The organism is Synechococcales cyanobacterium T60_A2020_003 (assembly GCA_015272205.1).
Classification (GTDB): domain Bacteria; phylum Cyanobacteriota; class Cyanobacteriia; order RECH01; family RECH01; genus JACYMB01.
This window is the reverse complement of sequence record JACYMB010000070.1, coordinates 1-19,724: the sequence shown is the minus strand read 5'-3', so window position 1 is coordinate 19,724 and position 19,724 is coordinate 1. Positions and strand designations below refer to the sequence as shown.

The following is a 19,724-nucleotide window of genomic DNA, read 5'->3' as shown; positions in this document are numbered from 1 at the left end:
TGCTCGAATAGCTCATCGTTGTTCGGTTTAAGAGGTTTGGCTCCTTTAAGTCTAATTATAAAGATGTCAAATCAGCTCTATACGCCGCAATCTGGCTTCACAGATTGGTTCTCGGCCTCCGAGCATTGATCGCCTGCTCGGACAGACGAGCCAGTCGAGACTGGTGGGGGCATCGGATGTGGGTTTGCAGGCGCGATCGCACTCCCTCACCGCATCAGAGCGTGGTACGCTATCGCCAAGCCGAACTACGGCTAAGCGACCCAAGACCGTCGCATTTTTTGACGTATCCGCCCGCCTCGATCGTCAGGATGAATTTTACGACTTGCCCTATCCCTTTGATGGACGGATCAAGGCCGGAACGATCGATCTTGCGGGGCTTCCGATCTCGCCCTTAAGCCCGGCAGCCAGCACCCTCCGGACGAAAGCAGACGAACATTCTGGATTTCCAGTGAATACGGCGGGATACTTCCGCTTTAGTGCCGATCTGATGCCTCAAGATCCGGACCAGATTATTGCCGGACATCGGCGATCGCCCATTTGGCTGCTTGATATTGATCCAGATTCTCCAGATCGGGGGACGGTATTACCAACGGTTGCCTCTACGCTCGATGCCGATGCCTATGTACCTGATCATGGGCTGGCTGTTGCTCCAGCTCCGGGCATCATTTTGCGTCCCGATACGACCTATGCCTATGTCGTCAAACGATCATTTCAAGATGCCGAGGATCGACCGTTAGGCGTTTCATCGGACTTTCAACAGCTTCGTGACGGTGAGATTCCAGAGGGCAAGCTGGGGAAAAAGACCTACAAGCTGTTCAAGCCATTTTGGCAAACCTTGGATAGCCTCAATGTCTCCCGACGGGCGATCGCCGCAGCGACTGTCTTCACCACTGGTGATGTCGTTGCAGATTTGAGTGTGTTGTCTGACCAAATTCTCGATCGCTACGACCTGAGCATTGATAATCTCCAGTTCGCAGGCGACCCAGATCAGGAGGATGCAAGGTTTTATCGCCTCAGCGGCACGGTTGATTTACCTCAATTTCAAACGGGTACGCCTCCGTTTGATTTGATTGGGGGGCAGTTTGAATTTGATGCAGATGGAAACCTGATCGAGCAGCGAGTTGAGGCTGATGTACCGATTGTGCTGACGTTGCCGAAAACGCCTATGCCCGACGGTGGTTATCCACTGGTTGTTTACTATCACGGATCGAACGGACTACACACGCAAGTGATCGATCGGGGGCCAATTCTCGAACCCGGTGGTGAACCCACTCCAGGACTTGGGCCAGCCTATGTTCTTGCCCAAAAGGGATTTGCGACGCTAGGAATGGCTCTCCCCATGAATCCCGAACGGTTACCGAATGCAGGGGATAGCCCGTATCTCAATCCGCTGAATCTAGCGGCGTATCCCGACACGTTTCAACAGGGGGTATTGGAGCAACGGTTGATTCTAGAGGCGATCGCCAACCTAGAGATTCCGTCTGAAATCTTTGGAACCCTGAACGTAGACCAAATCTTGGGTTCCCATTCAACCTATCGGATTAATTCGGACAGCGTCCTCGCGATGGGACAGTCCCACGGAGCCCAGTATGCCACGATGGTGAGTGCTGTTGAACCGAAGATTGGGGCTGTTGTGCCTACGGGGTCGGGCGGCTTTTGGTCACGCTTGGCCACTGAAAGTGAGGCAGCCCCTTTGTTCAATCTCTTGCTAGGCACATCCCAAAATCTCAATTTCCTCCATCCTGCCTTCACTCTGTTGCAGACGGCCTGGGAATCAGCCGATCCCATTGTTTACATGCCACGTCTGGCGCGCCGTCCCCTCCCAGGGCATCCGGCCCGATCAATTTATCAACCTGTTGGCCTCAATGATCCGGAATTTCCAGAACCCATCTATGATGCCGTGGCCTTAGCAACAGGCTTACAGCAGGCTGGGGACGTGCTATGGCCTGGAATGCAAGCGTCCTTATCCTTAGACGGGTTGGATGGAATTCTGGCCTATCCGATTGTGAGGAATCTCCGGTCAGAAAATGGTCGCCGCTATACGGGCGTCGTTGTGCAGTACGAAGGGGATGGGATTACCAGTTCCCACAACATTTTCGCGCAGCTTGATGCGGTCAAGATACAGTATGCTCACTTTTTCAAGTCTTTTTATATGAAAGGCAAAGCCGTCGTGATTGATCCTGATCCGCAACCGTAAAACATTAACCTACTCTTAGGCATTGAGAAACCTAGCGTTTACCTGACGTTTAAGAACTCATGGTGTACTGAAACAGTGGGGCGCTGTTTTGTAACCCACAGAACTGCCTGCGTGGATGCGTTTTCGAATGTGTGGCTTATGGCGCAGCCGCATCCTACGCCGATTCCTCAGAAAACCTGTGCCACTGCTTCAAGTTGTTCACCACCGTTCATTTTTCTTGAAACCAGGTGTCTCTAGGACTCTATGAAAATTTCTCGTCGCCACTTTTTAAGCTTGACTGCGGCCTCCAGTGCAAGTGCCTTGATTCTAGGTTCCTGCACCCAGCAGTCATCGACTTCCTCTGAAGGTGCTGCTACCTCTACAGCATCGGCTTCTCCGAGCGGTTCAGATGCTGCCCTACCGCTGACCTTAGACGACATCGGCGGTATGGATGCACTCATCGAGCGAGCAAAAGCAGAAGGAGAACTGTCAGTCATTGCCCTGCCAGATGACTGGGCAAACTATAAGGAGATGAAGGCAAGCTTTTTGCAAAAGTATCCGTTCATTAAGCTGAATGATCTGAATCCCGATGCAAGTTCAGCAGACGAAATTGAAGCAATCAAGGCGAATCAGGGGAATAAAGGACCGCAGAACCCAGACGTAATCGATGTCGGCTTCCAGTTTGGTGAAGACGCGAAGCAAGAGGGTCTCCTGCAACCCTACAAAGTCTCCACTTGGGACGACATTCCGGCAAACCTTAAAGACCCTGAAGGGTATTGGTATGGAGACTACTACGGTGTCATGACCTTTGAGGTGAATACGGCGGTCGTTAAAGCACTACCCGCAGACTGGGCCGATTTGCTCAAGCCGGAGTACCAAGGGCAGATAGCCTTAGCAGGCGATCCGCGTAAATCGGGTCAGGGCATTAACGCTGTGTGGGCGGCAGCGTTAGCAAACGGCGGCTCTTTAGAAGATCCGCAGCCCGGACTGGAGTTTTTCAAGCAGCTTAGCGAGGCTGGCAATTTGCTGCCCGTGGTGGCTAAACCTGCCACGATCGCCAAAGGGGAAACGCCGATCGCCCTGCGGTGGGACTACAATGCGCTGAGCAACCGCGACAGCACAGGCGGAAATCCTGAAATTGCGGTAATTGTCCCGAAGAGCGGCTTGCTGGCAGGGGTCTATGTCCAGGCGATTAGTGCCTATGCGCCGCGTCCCTATGCCGCCCGTCTCTGGATGGAGCACCTCTATTCCGATGAAGGACAAATGATTTGGCTGAAGGGCTATTCTCGCCCGGTACGATTTGACGCAATGAAGGCCAGCAACGCTATTTCCAAAGAGGTGTTAGATAAATTGCCAGATCCAGCCGCCTATGAAGCAGCGGCGTTCCCCACGGGGGCGCAAATTAAGGCAGCCAGCGATGTAATCACCCAGAACTGGGATAGCGTCGTGGGGGCGGACGTGAAGTAGCGTTGGCAAAACGCATCAACATTTAGGAACGGGGGTGTGATGGTGTGGCCTAACCCACCCCGCAGATTGATGTTCAAGACTCAAAAGTATCGATGTGACTGTTGTTCAAGATTCAAAAGTACCCAAAATAAACAGGCTGAAGGGCGATCGCTCCTGGCATTGGCTGGGGGTGGTTCCCTTTTTTGCATTTGCGATCGCCTTTTTACTGATTCCGGCAGCCTCAATCGCGGTACGGAGTTTTCAGGACAATGCCGGGAACTTCACCCTCCAAAACCTTTGGGATTTGGGACAGCCCTCCATTTTGGCAGCCTATCGCGTCAGTATTCAGCTCAGTGTGGTGACGGCGTTGCTGGGGGGCAGTGTGGGGTTTCTATTGGCCTATGCGGTGACCTTGGGGGGACTGCCGCAGCATGTGCGATCGCCCCTCCTTAGTTTTTCGGGAGTAGCGTCCAACTTTGCTGGCGTTCCCCTGGCCTTTGCGTTCATCGCCACCCTAGGACGCTTGGGGATGGTGACCGGGTGGCTGAAGGCCGTAGGACTGGATATTTACCAGACTGGTTTTAACCTGTATACCTTTTGGGGCTTGAGTTTGACCTATCTCTACTTTCAAATTCCGCTCACAGTGCTGATTATGGTACCCGCCTTGGACGGCCTCCGATTAGAATGGCGCGAAGCCTCCGAAAATCTGGGGGCATCGGGGTGGCAATACTGGCGGTACATTGCGCTGCCAATTTTGATGCCGCCGTTGCTGGGGACGCTGCTGCTGCTGTTTGGTAACGCCTTTGGAGCCTATGCTACGGCCTACGCTCTGACAGGTGGACAGATTAATCTTGTTTCCATTCTCATTGGAGCCCAAATTAGTGGTGATGCCTTACGCAATCCCGGTTTGGGCAATGCCCTGGCCTTGGGGATGGTCGGTGTGATGGCGATTTCGATCGCGGCCTATAGCTGGCTGCAACAGCGCACGTCGAGGTGGTTGCCATGAAGAGCGTTAATCCTTGGTCGTGGCTATGGTTGGGGGTGGGGGTTCTGTACTTTGCAATCCCGCTGATCGCCACCCTGGATTTTTCCCTCCGCGCGGAAGCCGACACCTTGAGCTTCAAGGCGTACGTGAATGTGTTGAATGACCCCAACTTTCGGAATAGTTTTCTCTTCTCCTGCGCGATCGCCCTGGTCACCATCTTGCTAAGCTGGCTGCTCATCGTGCCGACGGCCTACTGGGTGCAGTTAAAATATCCGGCGCTGCGTCCTTGGGTGGAGTTGGTAACACTGCTGCCCTTTGTGGTGCCTGCGGTGGTGCTGGTTTTTGGGCTGATTCGCACCTACAGCACCACGCTATTGAACAGTCGCCAAGGGGGATGGGTGTTGCTCACCGCTGCTTACGTGGTGCTATCGTTTCCGTACATGTATCGGGCGGTGGATACGGGGATGCGGGCGATCGATATTCGCACCTTAACCGAAGCGGCTCAGAGTTTGGGAGCCCGGTGGCCGACCGTTATTTTTCAGATTATCTTTCCCAATCTGCGGGCGGCGTTGCTGAATGGAGCATTTCTCACCTTTGCGATTGTGATGGGGGAGTTTACGATTGCCGCCTTACTCGCCCAGCCTGCCTTTGGCCCCTACATGAACTTGCTGAGCAGTAGTAAGGTGTACGAGCCGTCAGCCCTGGCGATCGTCAGTTTTGCTCTAACTTGGGGCGCGATCGCCTTGGTACAGCTTTTGGGACAGCAGGTTGGGCGTTCCAGTCAGATCACGGGGCCTCGCTAGGCGATCGCAGAGGGTTGTTTATACTCTGGATGTTCTGAATCCGTTGCTATGTCTTATCTTGCGTTGAATCATATATCTAAAGCCTACGGCTCTGTTCAGGCAGTTCAAGGCATTACGCTGACCTTGGCCGAAGGAGAGCTGATTTCGCTTCTGGGGCCGTCCGGCTGCGGGAAAACGACGATTCTACGGATGATTGCGGGATTTGAGCGTCCGACGGACGGTCAGATTATGCTACAGGGTCAGGACATCACCCCTCTCCCAGCGAACCGTCGAGATATGGGTATGGTGTTCCAGTCCTACAGCCTGTTTCCCCACATGACAGCGGCTGAAAATATTGCCTTTGGCCTCCGCCTCCGCAAGCGATCGCGCCCACAGCAGCAGCAGCGAGTCATGGAAATGCTGGATTTGGTGGGGCTGGACGGTATGGGCGATCGCTTTCCCCATCAACTCTCTGGCGGACAGCAACAGCGGGTTGCCCTGGCACGCGCCTTGGCGATCGCCCCTCGGGTTTTGTTATTAGACGAACCCCTTTCTGCGCTTGATGCTAAGGTGCGGGTACAGCTTCGCAACGAGATTCGCCGGATTCAACAGCAGCTTCAGATCACCACTCTATTTGTCACCCATGATCAGGAAGAGGCGCTATCCATTTCGGATCGGGTCGTGGTGATGTCTCAAGGTCAGATTGACCAAGAAGGAACTCCTGAGGACATTTACCTCACGCCCAAAACGGCGTTTACGGCATCGTTCATTGGGGCGATGAATCAAATTCCGGGGGTGTGGGATCGCGTCCATCAGCGGGTACGAGTCGAAACCCATTCCCAGGCGGCCCAGGTGCCCGATACGTTTGTCTACACTCAACCTGCTGACATCCCGGATCATGCGATGGTGGTGGTGCTGGTTCGTCCTGAAAACGTTCAGGTTTACGCATCGGAGCAACCGTTGCCACCGAATGCGAATGGGTTGAGTGGGATCATAACGGGTCGTACATTTCTTGGCGCGGTTGTTCGACTCTCGGTGCTGGTCGGGGAGTTTTATCTCAATGTTGATGTACCGACCACCGCCCATGGCCATAGTTCTGGCGAGAGGGTGCAGCTTTGCTTTGCGCCGGATCAGTGTCGGGTGCTAGATTTAGCCGTGCAAGTGCCGTCTGCGATGGCGATCGCCCCTTAGAGGCAAGTGAAATCTAGATAGCATGACTCGGTTCTGCTTGTGAAACCTTTATATCGATTCGCGGATGACCGGTCACTTTTCTCTTATGCTGGTATAACTGATTTGCAGATTACACCATCTGTACAGGCAGCACACTTGCTAATCCTGCACGCCATCGCTCGATCGCGTCGCCCACAAGCCCATGACTAGTCGATCCAGTTCCCGAGAATCTTTAAATATTGACATGGTTCGGCAATCCGAGTTTTTTAAGGGATTGCCAGAATCTGCTGTTGAACAGGCGATCGCCCATGTGGTGATCCGTAGCCATCCCGCAAACCAGGTGATTCTGCTCGAGAATGACTGGGGGGGATCGGTTTACTTCATTCTGGAAGGTTGGGTCAAAATCCGCACCTACAACTTAGATGGAAAGGAAGTGACGCTTAATATTCTCGGAAAGGGAGATCTCTTTGGCGAAATGGCTCCCCTCGATGAGGTTCCCCGTTCGACAGATGTGATTACCTTGGTTCCCACGGTGATCGGTAATGTTCCAGCCCATGACTTTGTCCAGTTGATCACCACAGAACCCCAAGCGGGCATTAGTTTGGCGAAGCTGATGGCGCGTCGTTTGCGGCAGGTCAACCGCCGACTCCGGCTCCGGGAAGCGGATAGCGTGGCGCGGGTTGTGGATATTTTGATCTTCCTAGCAGACGGTCAGGGGCAGATGAGTTCCAGCGGCATTGAAATTCCCAATTTACCGCATCGAGAATTAAGCAGTCTGAGTGGACTGGCACGGGAAACGGTGACTCGCGTATTGAGCAAATTGGAACGCAAAAATCTGATTACGCGCGATCGCGACGTGCTCTGCATTCCCGACATTTCAGCTCTTGAGAAAATTTTGGTTTAATACCAATTTCAAAAATTCCGGCTACAGATGAAAGGCTGACATCCCTGATGGTGCAACGCATTCATAACTCAAAACTCAGAGTTAGTTTAAAACCTACCCAACCCTGTTATCAAGACCGCGTAGTCTACACGGCCTTGATAGGTAGGTTTTAGACCTGGCTTTAACGCCTTACTTTAGTGATGGTAATGGTGCCCATTGTGGGAGTGGGCGTGTTCATGGTGGTCGTGGTCGTGATAGGCATGATCATGAGCCTGATGATGATCCTGAGAGTGATGATGCCCGATGATGCCCGTTGTGATCATGAGGGTGATCATGGTGGGAAGCCCCATTGAGGGTGAATCCGTGGTTGTGGTGATGGTCGTGGTAATCCTTCGCTTGGGCGATCGCCAACGATGAGTTCACCACTAATGCCTGTTCTGAAAGCAAGGCGGCAATGTGGTCATCTGCCCAGTCTGCGGCCATCTGCAAAAACTCAGGATGGTCATTGACGCACGGCATTTGCACATAGGTAATATCGGGACGCTTGCGCCGGAGGGCATGGATGATGTGATCGACATCCAGCAACGTTTCATGGTTCTCGGTAGCAAAGCCAATGGGCATAAAGACAATTGCCGTTGCGCCCAGATCCATTAGGTTCTTAGCGGCCAATTCCGCGTTGGGCTGTGTCCACTTGATGAGGGGAGTTTGGTGATTCAGCCAGCCCACTGAGATCAGGGAATAGCGATGAATCAATTTCTCGCGCACTCGTTCGTAGAGATACTGGCTTTCGTCAATACCGGATGTAAACCCTTTGGCCTCATGGGGACACCCGTGGTTCATCAGCACAATACCGGTTTGGGACGGGAGATGCGCCGCTGCCAAATCGTGCTTAATTTTGTCCTCGACCATAGCGGCCATCAGGTCAATGTAGGCCGATTTGTTGTAGAAAGAGGGAATATAGCGCTGGCCTGTCACCCAGTGTTCGTTTCCATCTGAAAGGGTGGCCAGGGCATGATTAACCTGCTCAACGGCAATGCCGCTGGTAAAAATAGAGTCCACCACCAGCAAGGGATAGATCAGAATCTTGTCAAAGCCTTCGGTCTTAATCTGTTCGAGCACCTGTTTGGGTAGGAACGGCGCACAGAAGTTGAAGGCTTTAAAGACCTTGATGCGATCGCCCCATTTCGATTGCAAACACTGCTCAATTCCTGCCCGCTGCCGTTCAAAAATGGCGTTGTGCGGCGAGATGAACTGACCATGCTGGTGACTCCACTCATGGAGATCAAAGACCGCCAACAGTTTGGCAAGGGGCGGATAGACCCATGTAGGCACGGGGGCAAACTTTGCCGTCAGTAGATTTAGCGCTTGCTCGTTGTAGTTGGCGAAGTCATCGTAGCTTTCCACTTCGCCATAGCCCATTAACAAGACGGCGACGCGATCGCTCTGATGAGCTCCGATAGAGATGGGGGTAGTTTGCTCGGAAATTGCAACCACGGGCTTATACCTCTTTGTGCTAAGACTTGGCGATATTCTTGGGGAATCCCCCTGTCAATTATCCCCCATGGGGGGGATACATCGCCTCTCTTAAGAGTAATGGGTTCGTTTCAATTTCGCCAGAATTACAGAATCTTTACAGTCCCCCGCTGTCCATCCAAGCGAATTCGTTGCCCTGTGTTAAGGATCTGGGTGGCATTGTGAACATTCATCACGGCAGGAATCCCATATTCCCGCGCCACGATCGCCCCGTGGGACAGTTGTCCCCCTATATCCGCCACGATCCCTCCGGCTCTAACGAGGAGAGGTGCCCACCCAGCGTCGGTGTAGGGAACAACCAGAATCATCTCTTTGTTAATTGACAGATCCGCATTAAATTGAGTGACCACCTGAAAGGTGCCTTCCACCTGTCCGGGACTAGCGCCAATGCCTGTAAGCTGTTGTTGCGTTGTGGTCGGCGCAGCAAACGGTTGGGTTAATTCCGGTGGATCGTTCCCATAAACTAATGCGGGTGGCAACAGTTTGCGGTTGAGATTAAAGTGCGATCGCCGATCTTCAATGCGTGCCGTCACTGCTTCCCAGTTCGTTTCGTTGGATGCCAACAGAATTTGCCGAATGTCATCCATTTCCAGGAAAAAGAGATCGCCTGCGGCGGTGAGGTGTCCGGCTTCTAACCAACGCTGCTCCAGTTCAATAAACGTCCAGCGTAGAGCCGCGAGCAAATAGCTGTAAACCTCAGTGACCCGCCCTTTCAGATTGAGCCGACGCTGAGCTTTTTGACCCGCCCAGCCTAACGTCCGGGGGGAACGCGACGAGACTGGCGGCGGATTCAAAACGAACTGGGCGAACATCGCCTGAACGGGGTCAGGTACTTCGCGCCAGGTGGGTACGGCAATATCCGTGCCAACTTCGCTGAGATACCCGTAGCTGTCCAGAATATGATCAAATTCCTCTAGGATCGCCTGTCCCTCTGGGGTTTGGCGAAGTTGGTCAAAGAGGGTCGGGGCAGAGGTAGACGATTCGACTAACGGACGAGCGCGATCGGCTAAGGCTTGGAGCGATCGCACTACGGCAACTTCGGGCGTAGACTGATTATCCAACTGAGCCGCATCGACTCGGAGAACGGCTCGCCGCAGAGAGGCGCTAATCGGTGCGAGGATGCTGTAGTAGGTGGCGTGTTCTAGCAGCTCCAAGATGGTGTCGATCCGAGTCAGCAATGCCAGATCGGGGAGTGTGGACAGATCCTCGGAGCGGAGCGCCTGAATTCCGGGCGCGAAATACTGGCGATCGCTCATTGCGAAATCCTTCTCCAAAGCGAACTCCCGTCCAGCGAGGCGCAACAGGCCGGGAATATTTTGGAGCGTTGATCGCAACGGAGGCTTACTAAATTTTGCTCCACGGGTCAGGAAATCTAGGCTTTCCGCAGGCAAACCCATCCGTCGAAACAAGTCGCCCAGCAATGTTGCATTGAAATAGGCGGCGGAATAGTGGAGGGTTGCGGTTTCCGTGAAATCTAAGCCATCGGCACGATCGCCCAGCACAATCGTAAACAGCTTGCCCCAAACTCCACAGGTTAGCGGACGGTTGATCGACCAGGTGAGGGGACGAATAAAACCGGGAATCACTTCTGCGGCAATCTTGCGCGTCCAGAGGGGGAGCAGCGTTGTGATCGGGCGTGCCTGCAAGAGCCAGAGTTGCTGTCCGTCGTAGCTCCACTCGATATCTTGGGGAATGCCGTGAAAGCGCTGTTCTAAGTGACGAGCGAGATACGCGACTTGTTGAATCAGGTACGGAGGAACGTCGCCTTCTCCCTCCATGGGCAAGGTGATCCCGTTCGGCAGTCGCCAATCAGAGCGATCGCCCGCCATCGCTGCATCGGCAACATAGACTCGGTATTGCTCTGGGGTTACTCGTCCCGATACGACTTGGGTGGCGGTTCCGGGTAGGGCTTCAATGACTACAGCATCCCCACTGCGAACGATGGGATCTCGACTGAACGCCACCCCCGAAAAGGCTCCCTGCACTTGTTCTTGGACGAGAACGGCGATCGCCCCATCGGGAATGCCGCGATCGCGCCGATACTGCTGGGCACGTGCCGAGGTGTAGGACAGTTGACACTGGGCGATCGCATTCTCTAACGCCAGCGTACTTTGGATATTCAGAAATGACTCATACTGCCCCGCTGCCGATGCGAACTCGGTATCTTCACCCGTCGCCGAGGATCGCACCACAACGGGATGCTTCGGTGAGGGTTTTAGCATTTCGAGCAGTGGCGTCATGTCGTCCCCCGCAGGCAGCACCCAGCCCATCGGAACCGGGTATCCCTCTCGACGCAGCAGAGCCAATGTCGCGGCTTTGGTTCCTGCTTGTTTGGGATCGAGGGGTTGATCGAGGGATTTAAGGGCGCGATCGCCCCGGAAAAATTGAAACATTTGGCGGGATTCCGTTTGGGCAGCATGGATCGGCAGATCCAAATCGTCCGGAACTTGGCTGTAGATCCAGCCGATGAGCGTACACAGGAACATCGTAGCGACCACAACACCCGGTTGCTGGGGATGGAGTAATGCGGTAATCACCACCACCAATACCAAGACGCCAATCCGTCCGGTGCGCCGCTCTCGTAACAAGGTAAATCCAATACCTCCCAGCACAAAAACCAGTAGCGCAATTCGCCAGTCATAGGCGACAAAGCCCCAAACGACGTTGGTTGTGCCAGCCCCTTTCCCGATGCTATAGCGTCCCAGAACCAAAGCGATCAGGGCAAGGATGCACCAAGCCGGAACCGTTGGGAAAAGCCACTGTGCCAACAGCACCGCCGCAATTCCTTTAAAGGCTTCGCTGAGTACAGCTAAGATGCCCACCCCCTGCCCACCGTGGTAGAAGGCCGCCGAAACGCCGATATTGCCTGTCCCAATCTCGCGCAACTGTTTTCCCGTGAGCGACCGCGTGATCCACCCCACCAGGGGCAACGCGCCTAGGATGAAACACGCCACGAGAAGGGCGATCGCACTCACCATCGGATTCAAAACCATAATTTAGGCCAATCCCTTATGTCCTGAGAAGGCTGATACCGTTCCCCTGTCAGATTTTAGCGGAGATTTTGGAGGTCTTTGGGAATCGGGATATGGATGAAGGGCGATCGCACGATCATCAACGAACGTAACCGACTGAGGGGACTGGATACGTGAATTCCCCAGGCGATCGCAGGAAATGCGCTACACACTCCTCAGTGATCTCCCGTTAAACCACTAGAGGAATTTACGAAATCTCAAGGAACGGGCTTGAGGCTATATCTGTGGGAACACTAAAGCCAAACGCGATGCTAACCCTGCCGGAGGACACCATGAAAAAAGTCTTTCATACTGTGATTGTCAGCGTTGCTTGGGTTATTGCCATAGGGCTTTACGCTCAATCTAATCACATCCAAGACGCAAACTCGGCAACGTTTAGCACGGGTCGTCTGAGTGAACCTAATGGTGCTTTAGTTGGGCGTCATCATGTTCGTTAGTTGAACATCTGGTGCTTTAGTTGGGCGTCATCATGTTCGTTAGTTGAACATCGTGTTCCACCATAAAGACGTTGGAGTAGAGATTGGCCAAAATTTGCTTGCCCTGCTGGGTTAGCTCTAGATAGCGCATTCCGTCTTTGATGTAGGGATAAACCACGTTCCAATAAAACTTGGGATAGTTGCGGCGCAAATCCCCCGGATGTTCGTAGCCTAAACGGGCACTTTCCCCGGTTTCATGGAACTCATAATAAAGCGCCCCAATTTTCTTCAAATACCGGGGATCGCTCAGTTGACCGATCAGATCGGCAGCCCGAATCAGTCCTGGATAGTGAACCGTATCTTTGTGATCGTCCTTATCGGGAACCGGAAACCGGGTCAGTTCAATGTTGCGTTTAATAATTTCAGCACTAATCCGAGGATTGTTGCCAAAGCGTTCGTCTACAAACAACTTGCCGCGATCGACGTGATAGGGGGTTAGGGACGCATCAGATGCCCCAGGCCCCAGTTCGACCATCTCACCAGGCTGCCCCGTTGCATATAGCCCCGGCTTATCATCCCGGCAAACGCCTTTCACATAGCCAATATCGTGGCAAAGCAGCGAAATAACGAAATGCAGCCAGTCGTCGGACGATACGCCCCCTTCGCGAATGTGTTTGCCCCTCAGGATTTCCTGCCCAACGAGGGTGACGAGAATTGTATGCTCAACGTTGTGGTAGAGCGCATCGCTGTTGGCAATGTTCTCTAAAGCCATCGATCCAATCCAGCCAATAATTTCCTCATACTCAGCCTTAAGGCTTCCGTACGCGCGACGGTAGCCGCTTTTGAGGTCCTGAACGAAGTTGTCAATGAGTAGCTCGGTAGCGTTAAACATCCTGAGATGTCTCTAACGAAGTGAACGGTTCACTAACATGATGAGGGCAGGCAATAGAAGAGGGTTGAACAGGGTCTTAGAGCGATCGCCATCCTAGTGCTGCTCTGTAACTAAGGGCTCCCATATCCCAGGATGAGAGCGACATTGCGGTTCAGCCATCTCATCTGCTTTTTCCCTGTGTACAACTTATAGCGATCTGCCTTGCCATTCAGGGCAGTTGTCAAACTCCTTAATCAAATTAGACTGAATTCGTTCAATTCGCCCTAAGCGCTATGATCCAGACCTTAGCGCAATCTGGTTTAGCTGTTTGTGATTTGGAACAATTCCAGACAGTCTCATAATCACAAGAGCGCTGAAGCAGCAAAACTATCACTACATAAACATAAATCGTTGCACGACACTGCCGCGCAACGATTGTAAGAGATTTAGACACTTGCTAGTAGAGTCCCGTCGTTGCTTAGAGTAGGTAAAGCAGCACGAAGAGGATGATCCAGATGACATCGACAAAGTGCCAGTACAGTTCTGCCGCCTCTACACCAAAGTGATGTTCGCTAGAGTAGTGACCAGGTTTGCGCGATCGCCACAGCACCGCCAAGATCAACAACAGTCCAAAGAAGACGTGTAGACCGTGAAATCCAGTCAGGACATAAAAGGTGCTGGCATACAGATTGGTCTTCAGTCCAAACTCTAGGTGGTTGTATTCATAAAGCTGTCCCGCTAGGAAGATCGCCCCCATTAATGCGGTTAGGCCAAACCAAAGTTTGAGACCATTGACATCGTTTTTCTTAATAGCTCCTTCAGCATTGTGAATCACAAAACTACTGCTGATCAGAATGATGGTGTTAATGCCAGGAAGCAGCAGTTCCCGTTCTGGCGTTCCCTCCGGAGGCCAAACAGGTGCAACCGCGCGGAAGGTGACATAGGCCAGAAATAACCCCGCAAAGATCATCGCCTCTGCAAAAAAGAAGCAAATCAGGCCAAAGATACGGAGATCAGGGTGTTCCTCGTGTCCGGCTGTAGCGGCGGATTCGTAACCGAGGGCTGCATCAGCAGAATTAATAGTGGAACCTTGCATAGGCGTTTCGGTAACGTGCAGGAGGACAAAAGAAAATAGAGACTGAACCGGGGCGCGATCGCCCCTAGCGAATGAATCAACGGTTCTATGTGGGCGATCCCCCGGAAAGAGCAGGGGTATCCGAAGATGCCAAACCGGGCTGGCTACCGTTGCGCTCCAGGCCATAATCATAGGGACCCGTTTTCAGGACTGGAACACCTTCAAAATTCTCGATGGCGGGGGGCGATGTGGTTTGCCATTCCATCGTTAGTGCCCGCCAGGGATTATCGCCCGCAGGCTTACCCTTAAACACACTCCAGATGGCGTTAAACAAAAATGGAAGGGTAGATATCGCCAGGAGATAGCTGCCTGCGGTACACAGCACATTGAGATCCGCAAAGCGGGGATCGTACATTGCCACGCGACGGTTCATACCCAGCAAACCCAGTTCGTGCATGGGCAAGAAAGTAAGATTCATGCCAATAAAAGTCAGCACAAAATGGATGCGTCCCAGGGGTTCGTTCATCATGCGTCCCGTCATTTTGGGATACCAATGATAGATTCCGGCATAGATCCCAAACACAGATCCGCCAAAGAGGACGTAGTGCATGTGCGCCACGACGAAATAGGTGTCATGGACGTGGATATCAAAGGGCACCGAAGCCAGCATGACGCCACTGATCCCGCCGATCACAAAGACGGCAATAAACCCTAGTCCAAAGAGCATGGCGCTGTTCAGTGAGATCTTGCCCCCCCAAACGGTGGCTAACCAGCCAAAGATCTTAATCCCCGTCGGCACAGCAATCACCATCGTGGCAATCATGAAGAACATCCGCAGCCAAGCCGGAGTGCCACTGGTGAACATGTGGTGTGCCCACACAATCAACCCCAAAAAGCTAATTGCGAGGCTGGAATAGGCGATCGCTTGATAGCCAAAGATCGGTTTGCGGGCATGAACAGGCAAAACTTCAGAAATGGTGCCAAACAGCGGCAAAACCATAATGTAGACCGCTGGATGGGAATAGAACCAGAACATGTGCTGATAGACAACCGGATTTCCGCCTCCACTGGGATTAAAGAAAGCCGTCCCTGCAAACAAATCAAAAGCCAACAGGATTAATGCTCCCGCCAAGACTGGAGTTCCCACCAGAATGAGCGCTGCCGTTGCTAGCATCGCCCAGCAAAATAGGGGCATTTTATTCATGGGCATGGTGGGAATTCGCATCTTCAAAATCGTGACCACAAAGTTAATGGCACCCAAAATCGAAGAGGTTCCCAAAACCAAAATGCTCATAATCCAGATGCCTTCTCCAACTTGCCCTGAAACTAGGCTCAGAGGAGGATAGGACGTCCATCCAGCTTTGGGCGTTTCCAGGAAAAAGCTGGCAATCAGCATCAATCCTCCGGGCGGGATCATCCAGAAAGCAAGGGCATTGAGCTTAGGGAAGGCCATGTCCTTTGCACCAATCATGAGCGGAATCAGATAGTTGGCCAATCCCGCCCCTGCAGGCACAATCCACAGAAAGATCATGATCGTCCCGTGGAGGGTCAGCAGTCCGTTGTAAGTGTCTGGACTAACAAAATCCGAGGCCGGGGTTGCCAATTCGGTGCGAATTGCCGTAGCCAGCACTCCCCCCAGGATGTAGAACACAAAGGACGTAACCAAGTACTGAAGGCCAATGACTTTGTGATCGGGGTTAAAGGTGAAATAGTCTCTAAATTTGCGTTCACCGTGATGGCCAGAGTGAGCCCCCCCGTCCGGTGAAGCAGTTGTTGGAAAATCCGTTTGTGTCATGAGTTCATCCGTATTGAAGCAAAGGAAATTCCCTGGCTAAGAGCAAATGATCGACAAAAGAAATCAGTAACTCGACCAAATTAAAAACCAGGTTTTACTTTACGCCGCGTGGGCAGCAGTCGGCGCAGGGCTTTTGGGGTCTTATATTCATATTTCAATGATGTCTAGCTACTTAGAAGTTCATTCAGAACGGGAGTCGCCCCTTTCAGCGACTCTAGAGAAGCAGCGGTTAAACCAACCTCGTGCGCATAGGGCGCTAGAAACTCTTCATCTGATAGAGGGGTTGTTAAGGCCAAAATCTGCTCGTCTAGACGTTGAGCCAAGGTGTCCGGTGAGGCAGACTGCATCGCAACTTGCTGGCCTAGCCATGCGTCGTATTCCTCCTCGGAATGGACAAAGATGCGAGACACCATTGAACCGTGGTAGGCACCACACAGCTCGGCACACACGATGGGGTAGTCTCCGACCCGTCTCGGCGTGAATCGAATCTCGGTGTCTTCGCCTGGAATGGCATCTTGCTTCAGGCGAAACTCAGGGAGCCAGAAGGCGTGCAAAACATCTTGGGCTTTGATGTTTAAGCGAACATCTTTGCCTTGGGGAACGTGGAGTTCGCCGGAGACTATGCCGCTTTCGGGATAGGAAAAAATCCAGGCGTACTGTAATCCCATAACATCCACCGTGAGATCAGGGGGTTGGCCAGCCCGATCGGGCGATGCCCCCACCCCGACCGCCATCATGTGGTGATGAGGTTTGGGATGGGCTTGGGAGGGATCAATAAGCGGTGCAGACATCTCATCTCCGCCCAGCATTGCAACTTGGGTAACACCGGGCATCCCTTCGGCGGCTTCTGGATCAAATCCGCCCATCTGGCCGTATACATCGAAACTGTAAACGGAGATCATGAGAACGATCACAGCGGGGATCGCTGTCCAGACAATCTCTAGAGGAATATTCCCCTCAATGTGGGGGCCATCCGTTTCATCGTCAGGCTTGCGCCGAAATTTGATCACAGCGATGAGGATGGTGCCTTCGACCAACAGAAATAGACCGAAGCCCACGGTCATCATCGTATTGAACAGTCCATCCACTAGGGTTGCTTCATCGGAAGCGGCGATAGGCATGAGACCGTGGTTTTGACCGTACCAAAGACTCAGCAAGGTGATCAGGATTCCCGCCAACATAGTGGCGATACTGGTTGGGATATTCACGGTTCTGTAGGGTTCCAACTAAAAAATAAGGGCACAGACTCAGAGATTAAGGATGAGGCGGAATTACTTCGAGATCTGGTGGCTGAAGAGATCTCTGACGTGAATTCCAGTGATGCTCTGAAACTTCAGAGAATGCTTTGCGTTAAGCAAGAGATGAGGATTGACTCATCCCCAATGGTACAACTGAGGTTTTTGAATCCAGGCTGGATTTAATAATTTGCATTGAGACTAACGATGGTGTCGGCGTCCGTTTTTTTTTGATATCTGAACGTTTGAAAGCCTTGCTGGATAGGCGATCGCCCCTTTTGTGTTTCTGTCACCTTTCACCGCAGAAAAAGCTAACCTCCAGAAAATAGCCCCCAGCGGGAGTCAAATTAGCCAAACCATAACTTAAGCAATTCTTCAAGACTGGGAGCGCTTGCGTAGTATTTGCTACAGAGCCTAGGGCTGCAAACCGTGCTTGAGACTTTGGGTTACCTGCGGTGCCACCCAATCGACGATCCAGACTCAACTCAATAGATCCCTGGTAGGTCTTTAAAAAAGAGTTGCAAATGTTGCAAATTTATCCCATCCCGTTTCCACAATCCGAAGAAAATCATAAACCTGGTTAGTTTTCCGAAGACCATCACTAAAGTAGTCACTAGAGGTTTTGATGTCGTTGTGTTGAGTTAGGGTGAGTCTCCACTGAACGTTTCGCGACATTTGTTTACAAAGCGTGTTTACAAAACGGCAGACGCATAGTGGCGAAACCATTTGAAATGGTGAACGTTGACAGGCTACTGATTCAACCGCACCGATCTCTAGTTCAGCCATCCAGCATTTGTTGAGGAGGAGTCAGCATGGCAAACTCTGCTCTGGGTCAAACAGGAGCATCCTATGAAGGATCACCGCCATCGACAGGATTATCAGCATCCCAGCCCGACGTTCTGATTCGTCGCTTGGTATGGAAAATTGCGATCGCCACGTTGGTCTTAATGGCGATCGGGAGTGCAACGCGCGTCATGGATGCGGGGTTGGCGTGTCCCGACTGGCCTCTATGCTACGGCACCCTCTTTCCAGGTCAGCAGATGAACCTCCAAGTCTTTTTGGAATGGTTTCATCGCCTTGATGCCGCCCTGATTGGCATGCTGACGCTGGGACTCGCAGGGCTAAGCTGGTGGAAGCGATCGCACCTCCCATCATGGCTACCGTGGGCGTCAACCCTAGCGGTTGGCCTAATTGTGTTTCAGGGTGTGTTGGGTGGCCTCACCGTTACGGAATTGCTCCGCTTTGATATCGTGACAGCCCACTTAGGCACAGCGCTACTCTTCTTCACCACTCTGTTAATTATCGGGACAATGCTGCTGCCGTACCAGGCCACCGGGACAACCGGACGATTACGCTGGGTTGGATTGGTGGCCGTCGTTCTCGTCTATCTTCAGAGCTTATCCGGTGCGCTGGTGGGTTCCCGCTGGGCTGTCCATCAATGTCTGGCGGGATCAAGCTTGTGCAGTGTTTTGTATACGCATTTAACGGGCGTTGTTCCTGCCACCATAGCGACCGTCCTCGTGGCAATCACGGCATGGCGAACCCCTGCGCTTCATACCTTGCTGCGTCGATTTGCCAATGCGGTGGCGGCCTTTCTGTTGATTCAAATTGGGTTAGGTGTAGCCACCCTCAAGCTGCATTTACAAATCGAGCCGCTGACCGTTTCCCATCAGATGATGGGTGCCTGTCTATTGGCAGCATTAGTGTGTTTGACGGTGCTGGCTTGGCGCGATCGCCCTTCAACGGCTCAGATAGAGCACTCTACTCCTGCAAACGAGTCCTCAAACGTTGCCCTTTTATAATCCTTCTTTCTTTTTTGCTCGCATCCCCGGTTCTTTATGAGAGACCAGACATCTTCGAAATTAGCGACTTTAACCCTTGAACAGCATCGGTTTTAGACTCCTAAATTCCTCTACGTTTTCAAGATTCGCATCAGGATAATACACGCATGCATGAGACACTCTGGACAAATGCCCCCCGCCACCATCAGACCATTTGGCAGGTCATTCGTAGCTATTGGCAACTCACAAAGCCACGCATTATTGTGCTACTGCTCATCACCACCGCTGGCAGTATGTGGATCGCCTCTCAAGGGAATGTTGATCCCTTTCTGCTCCTAATTACCCTCGTTAGCGGTGCGCTGGCAGCGGCCTCCGCAAATACCATCAACTGCTTGTACGATCGTGACATTGACTATGACATGGAGCGCACTCGCCATCGTCCGTTGCCCTCCGGTCGGATTCAGCCCCGGGATGCTCTGATCTTTGCGATCGCCCTTGCCATCATTTCCTTTACTCTGCTGACGGTTTTTGCCAATCTGCTGAG

Annotated in this window: 14 protein-coding genes; 8 read left to right on the top strand and 6 right to left on the bottom strand. The window is 52.6% G+C overall.

Features of this window, described 5'->3' with window-relative positions; all coding sequences use genetic code 11:
- The first annotated feature begins 163 nt into the window (after nucleotides 1-163).
- From IGR76_03650 to IGR76_03625, 6 genes are all read left to right on the top strand, one after another.
- Nucleotides 164-2,197, top strand: a complete 2,034-nt coding sequence (locus IGR76_03650; protein ID MBF2077618.1) for a hypothetical protein — start codon at nucleotides 164-166, stop codon at nucleotides 2,195-2,197.
- A 243-nt stretch (nucleotides 2,198-2,440) separates the two neighbouring features.
- A complete protein-coding gene (locus tag IGR76_03645; protein MBF2077617.1) occupies nucleotides 2,441-3,643 on the top strand; it encodes an extracellular solute-binding protein in 1,203 nt (400 codons plus the stop codon).
- A gap of 94 nt (nucleotides 3,644-3,737) precedes the next feature.
- On the top strand, nucleotides 3,738-4,628 hold the full coding sequence (locus IGR76_03640; protein MBF2077616.1) for an ABC transporter permease subunit: 891 nt from the start codon (nucleotides 3,738-3,740) through the stop codon (nucleotides 4,626-4,628).
- A complete protein-coding gene (locus tag IGR76_03635; protein MBF2077615.1) occupies nucleotides 4,625-5,410 on the top strand; it encodes an ABC transporter permease subunit in 786 nt (261 codons plus the stop codon). Before IGR76_03640 ends, IGR76_03635 begins: the two co-directional genes overlap by 4 nt.
- 48 nt (nucleotides 5,411-5,458) lie before the next feature.
- Complete coding sequence (locus IGR76_03630) at nucleotides 5,459-6,580, top strand: ABC transporter ATP-binding protein (protein ID MBF2077614.1); 1,122 nt, start codon at nucleotides 5,459-5,461, stop codon at nucleotides 6,578-6,580.
- 181 nt (nucleotides 6,581-6,761) lie between these two features.
- A complete protein-coding gene (locus IGR76_03625; protein ID MBF2077613.1) occupies nucleotides 6,762-7,463 on the top strand; it encodes a Crp/Fnr family transcriptional regulator in 702 nt (233 codons plus the stop codon).
- A 243-nt stretch (nucleotides 7,464-7,706) separates the two neighbouring features.
- On the opposite strand, the gene IGR76_03620 is transcribed toward IGR76_03625, so the two are convergent.
- The 6 genes from IGR76_03620 to IGR76_03595 all read right to left on the bottom strand — a co-directional run bounded on the left by IGR76_03620 (nucleotide 7,707) and on the right by IGR76_03595 (nucleotide 17,372).
- Nucleotides 7,707-8,861, bottom strand: coding sequence for a ferrochelatase (locus IGR76_03620; protein MBF2077612.1), 1,155 nt, complete (start codon nucleotides 8,859-8,861; stop codon nucleotides 7,707-7,709).
- A gap of 200 nt (nucleotides 8,862-9,061) precedes the next feature.
- Nucleotides 9,062-11,968 carry a glycerol-3-phosphate acyltransferase gene (locus IGR76_03615; protein MBF2077611.1) on the bottom strand — a complete coding sequence of 969 codons (2,907 nt, stop codon included), beginning with the start codon at nucleotides 11,966-11,968 and terminating at the stop codon, nucleotides 9,062-9,064.
- Between the two features lie 492 nt (nucleotides 11,969-12,460).
- Nucleotides 12,461-13,315, bottom strand: coding sequence for a metal-dependent phosphohydrolase (locus IGR76_03610; GenBank protein MBF2077610.1), 855 nt, complete (start codon nucleotides 13,313-13,315; stop codon nucleotides 12,461-12,463).
- Between the two features lie 457 nt (nucleotides 13,316-13,772).
- Nucleotides 13,773-14,390 (bottom strand): heme-copper oxidase subunit III, encoded by a 618-nt coding sequence (locus IGR76_03605; GenBank protein MBF2077609.1) that lies wholly within the window; start codon nucleotides 14,388-14,390, stop codon nucleotides 13,773-13,775.
- 85 nt (nucleotides 14,391-14,475) lie between these two features.
- A complete protein-coding gene (gene ctaD / locus IGR76_03600; GenBank protein MBF2077608.1) occupies nucleotides 14,476-16,164 on the bottom strand; it encodes a cytochrome c oxidase subunit I in 1,689 nt (562 codons plus the stop codon).
- A gap of 164 nt (nucleotides 16,165-16,328) precedes the next feature.
- Nucleotides 16,329-17,372, bottom strand: coding sequence for a cytochrome c oxidase subunit II (locus tag IGR76_03595; protein MBF2077607.1), 1,044 nt, complete (start codon nucleotides 17,370-17,372; stop codon nucleotides 16,329-16,331).
- An 839-nt stretch (nucleotides 17,373-18,211) separates the two neighbouring features.
- Here IGR76_03595 and IGR76_03590 point away from each other — a divergent pair.
- Together IGR76_03590 and IGR76_03585 are read left to right on the top strand one after the other, a co-directional pair.
- On the top strand, nucleotides 18,212-19,201 hold the full coding sequence (locus IGR76_03590) for a heme A synthase (GenBank protein MBF2077606.1): 990 nt from the start codon (nucleotides 18,212-18,214) through the stop codon (nucleotides 19,199-19,201).
- A 146-nt stretch (nucleotides 19,202-19,347) separates the two neighbouring features.
- Nucleotides 19,348-19,724, top strand: a 377-nt coding sequence (locus IGR76_03585) for a UbiA family prenyltransferase (protein ID MBF2077605.1), incomplete at its 3' end; no start/stop codon positions are given.

Bases quoted from the DNA above. Each gene is read 5' to 3' on its own strand.
- IGR76_03645 (MBF2077617.1), top strand. From the start codon at position 2,441: ATGAAAATTTCTCGTCGCCACTTTTTAAGCTTGACTGCGGCCTCCAGT.
- IGR76_03605 (MBF2077609.1), bottom strand. From the start codon at position 14,390: ATGCAAGGTTCCACTATTAATTCTGCTGATGCAGCCCTCGGTTACGAA.
- IGR76_03620 (MBF2077612.1), bottom strand. From the start codon at position 8,861: ATGGGCTATGGCGAAGTGGAAAGCTACGATGACTTCGCCAACTACAAC.
- IGR76_03590 (MBF2077606.1), top strand. From the start codon at position 18,212: ATGGCAAACTCTGCTCTGGGTCAAACAGGAGCATCCTATGAAGGATCA.
- IGR76_03615 (MBF2077611.1), bottom strand. From the start codon at position 11,968: ATGGTTTTGAATCCGATGGTGAGTGCGATCGCCCTTCTCGTGGCGTGT.
- ctaD (MBF2077608.1), bottom strand. From the start codon at position 16,164: ATGACACAAACGGATTTTCCAACAACTGCTTCACCGGACGGGGGGGCT.
- IGR76_03635 (MBF2077615.1), top strand. From the start codon at position 4,625: ATGAAGAGCGTTAATCCTTGGTCGTGGCTATGGTTGGGGGTGGGGGTT.
- IGR76_03610 (MBF2077610.1), bottom strand. From the start codon at position 13,315: ATGTTTAACGCTACCGAGCTACTCATTGACAACTTCGTTCAGGACCTC.
- IGR76_03625 (MBF2077613.1), top strand. From the start codon at position 6,762: ATGACTAGTCGATCCAGTTCCCGAGAATCTTTAAATATTGACATGGTT.
- IGR76_03630 (MBF2077614.1), top strand. From the start codon at position 5,459: ATGTCTTATCTTGCGTTGAATCATATATCTAAAGCCTACGGCTCTGTT.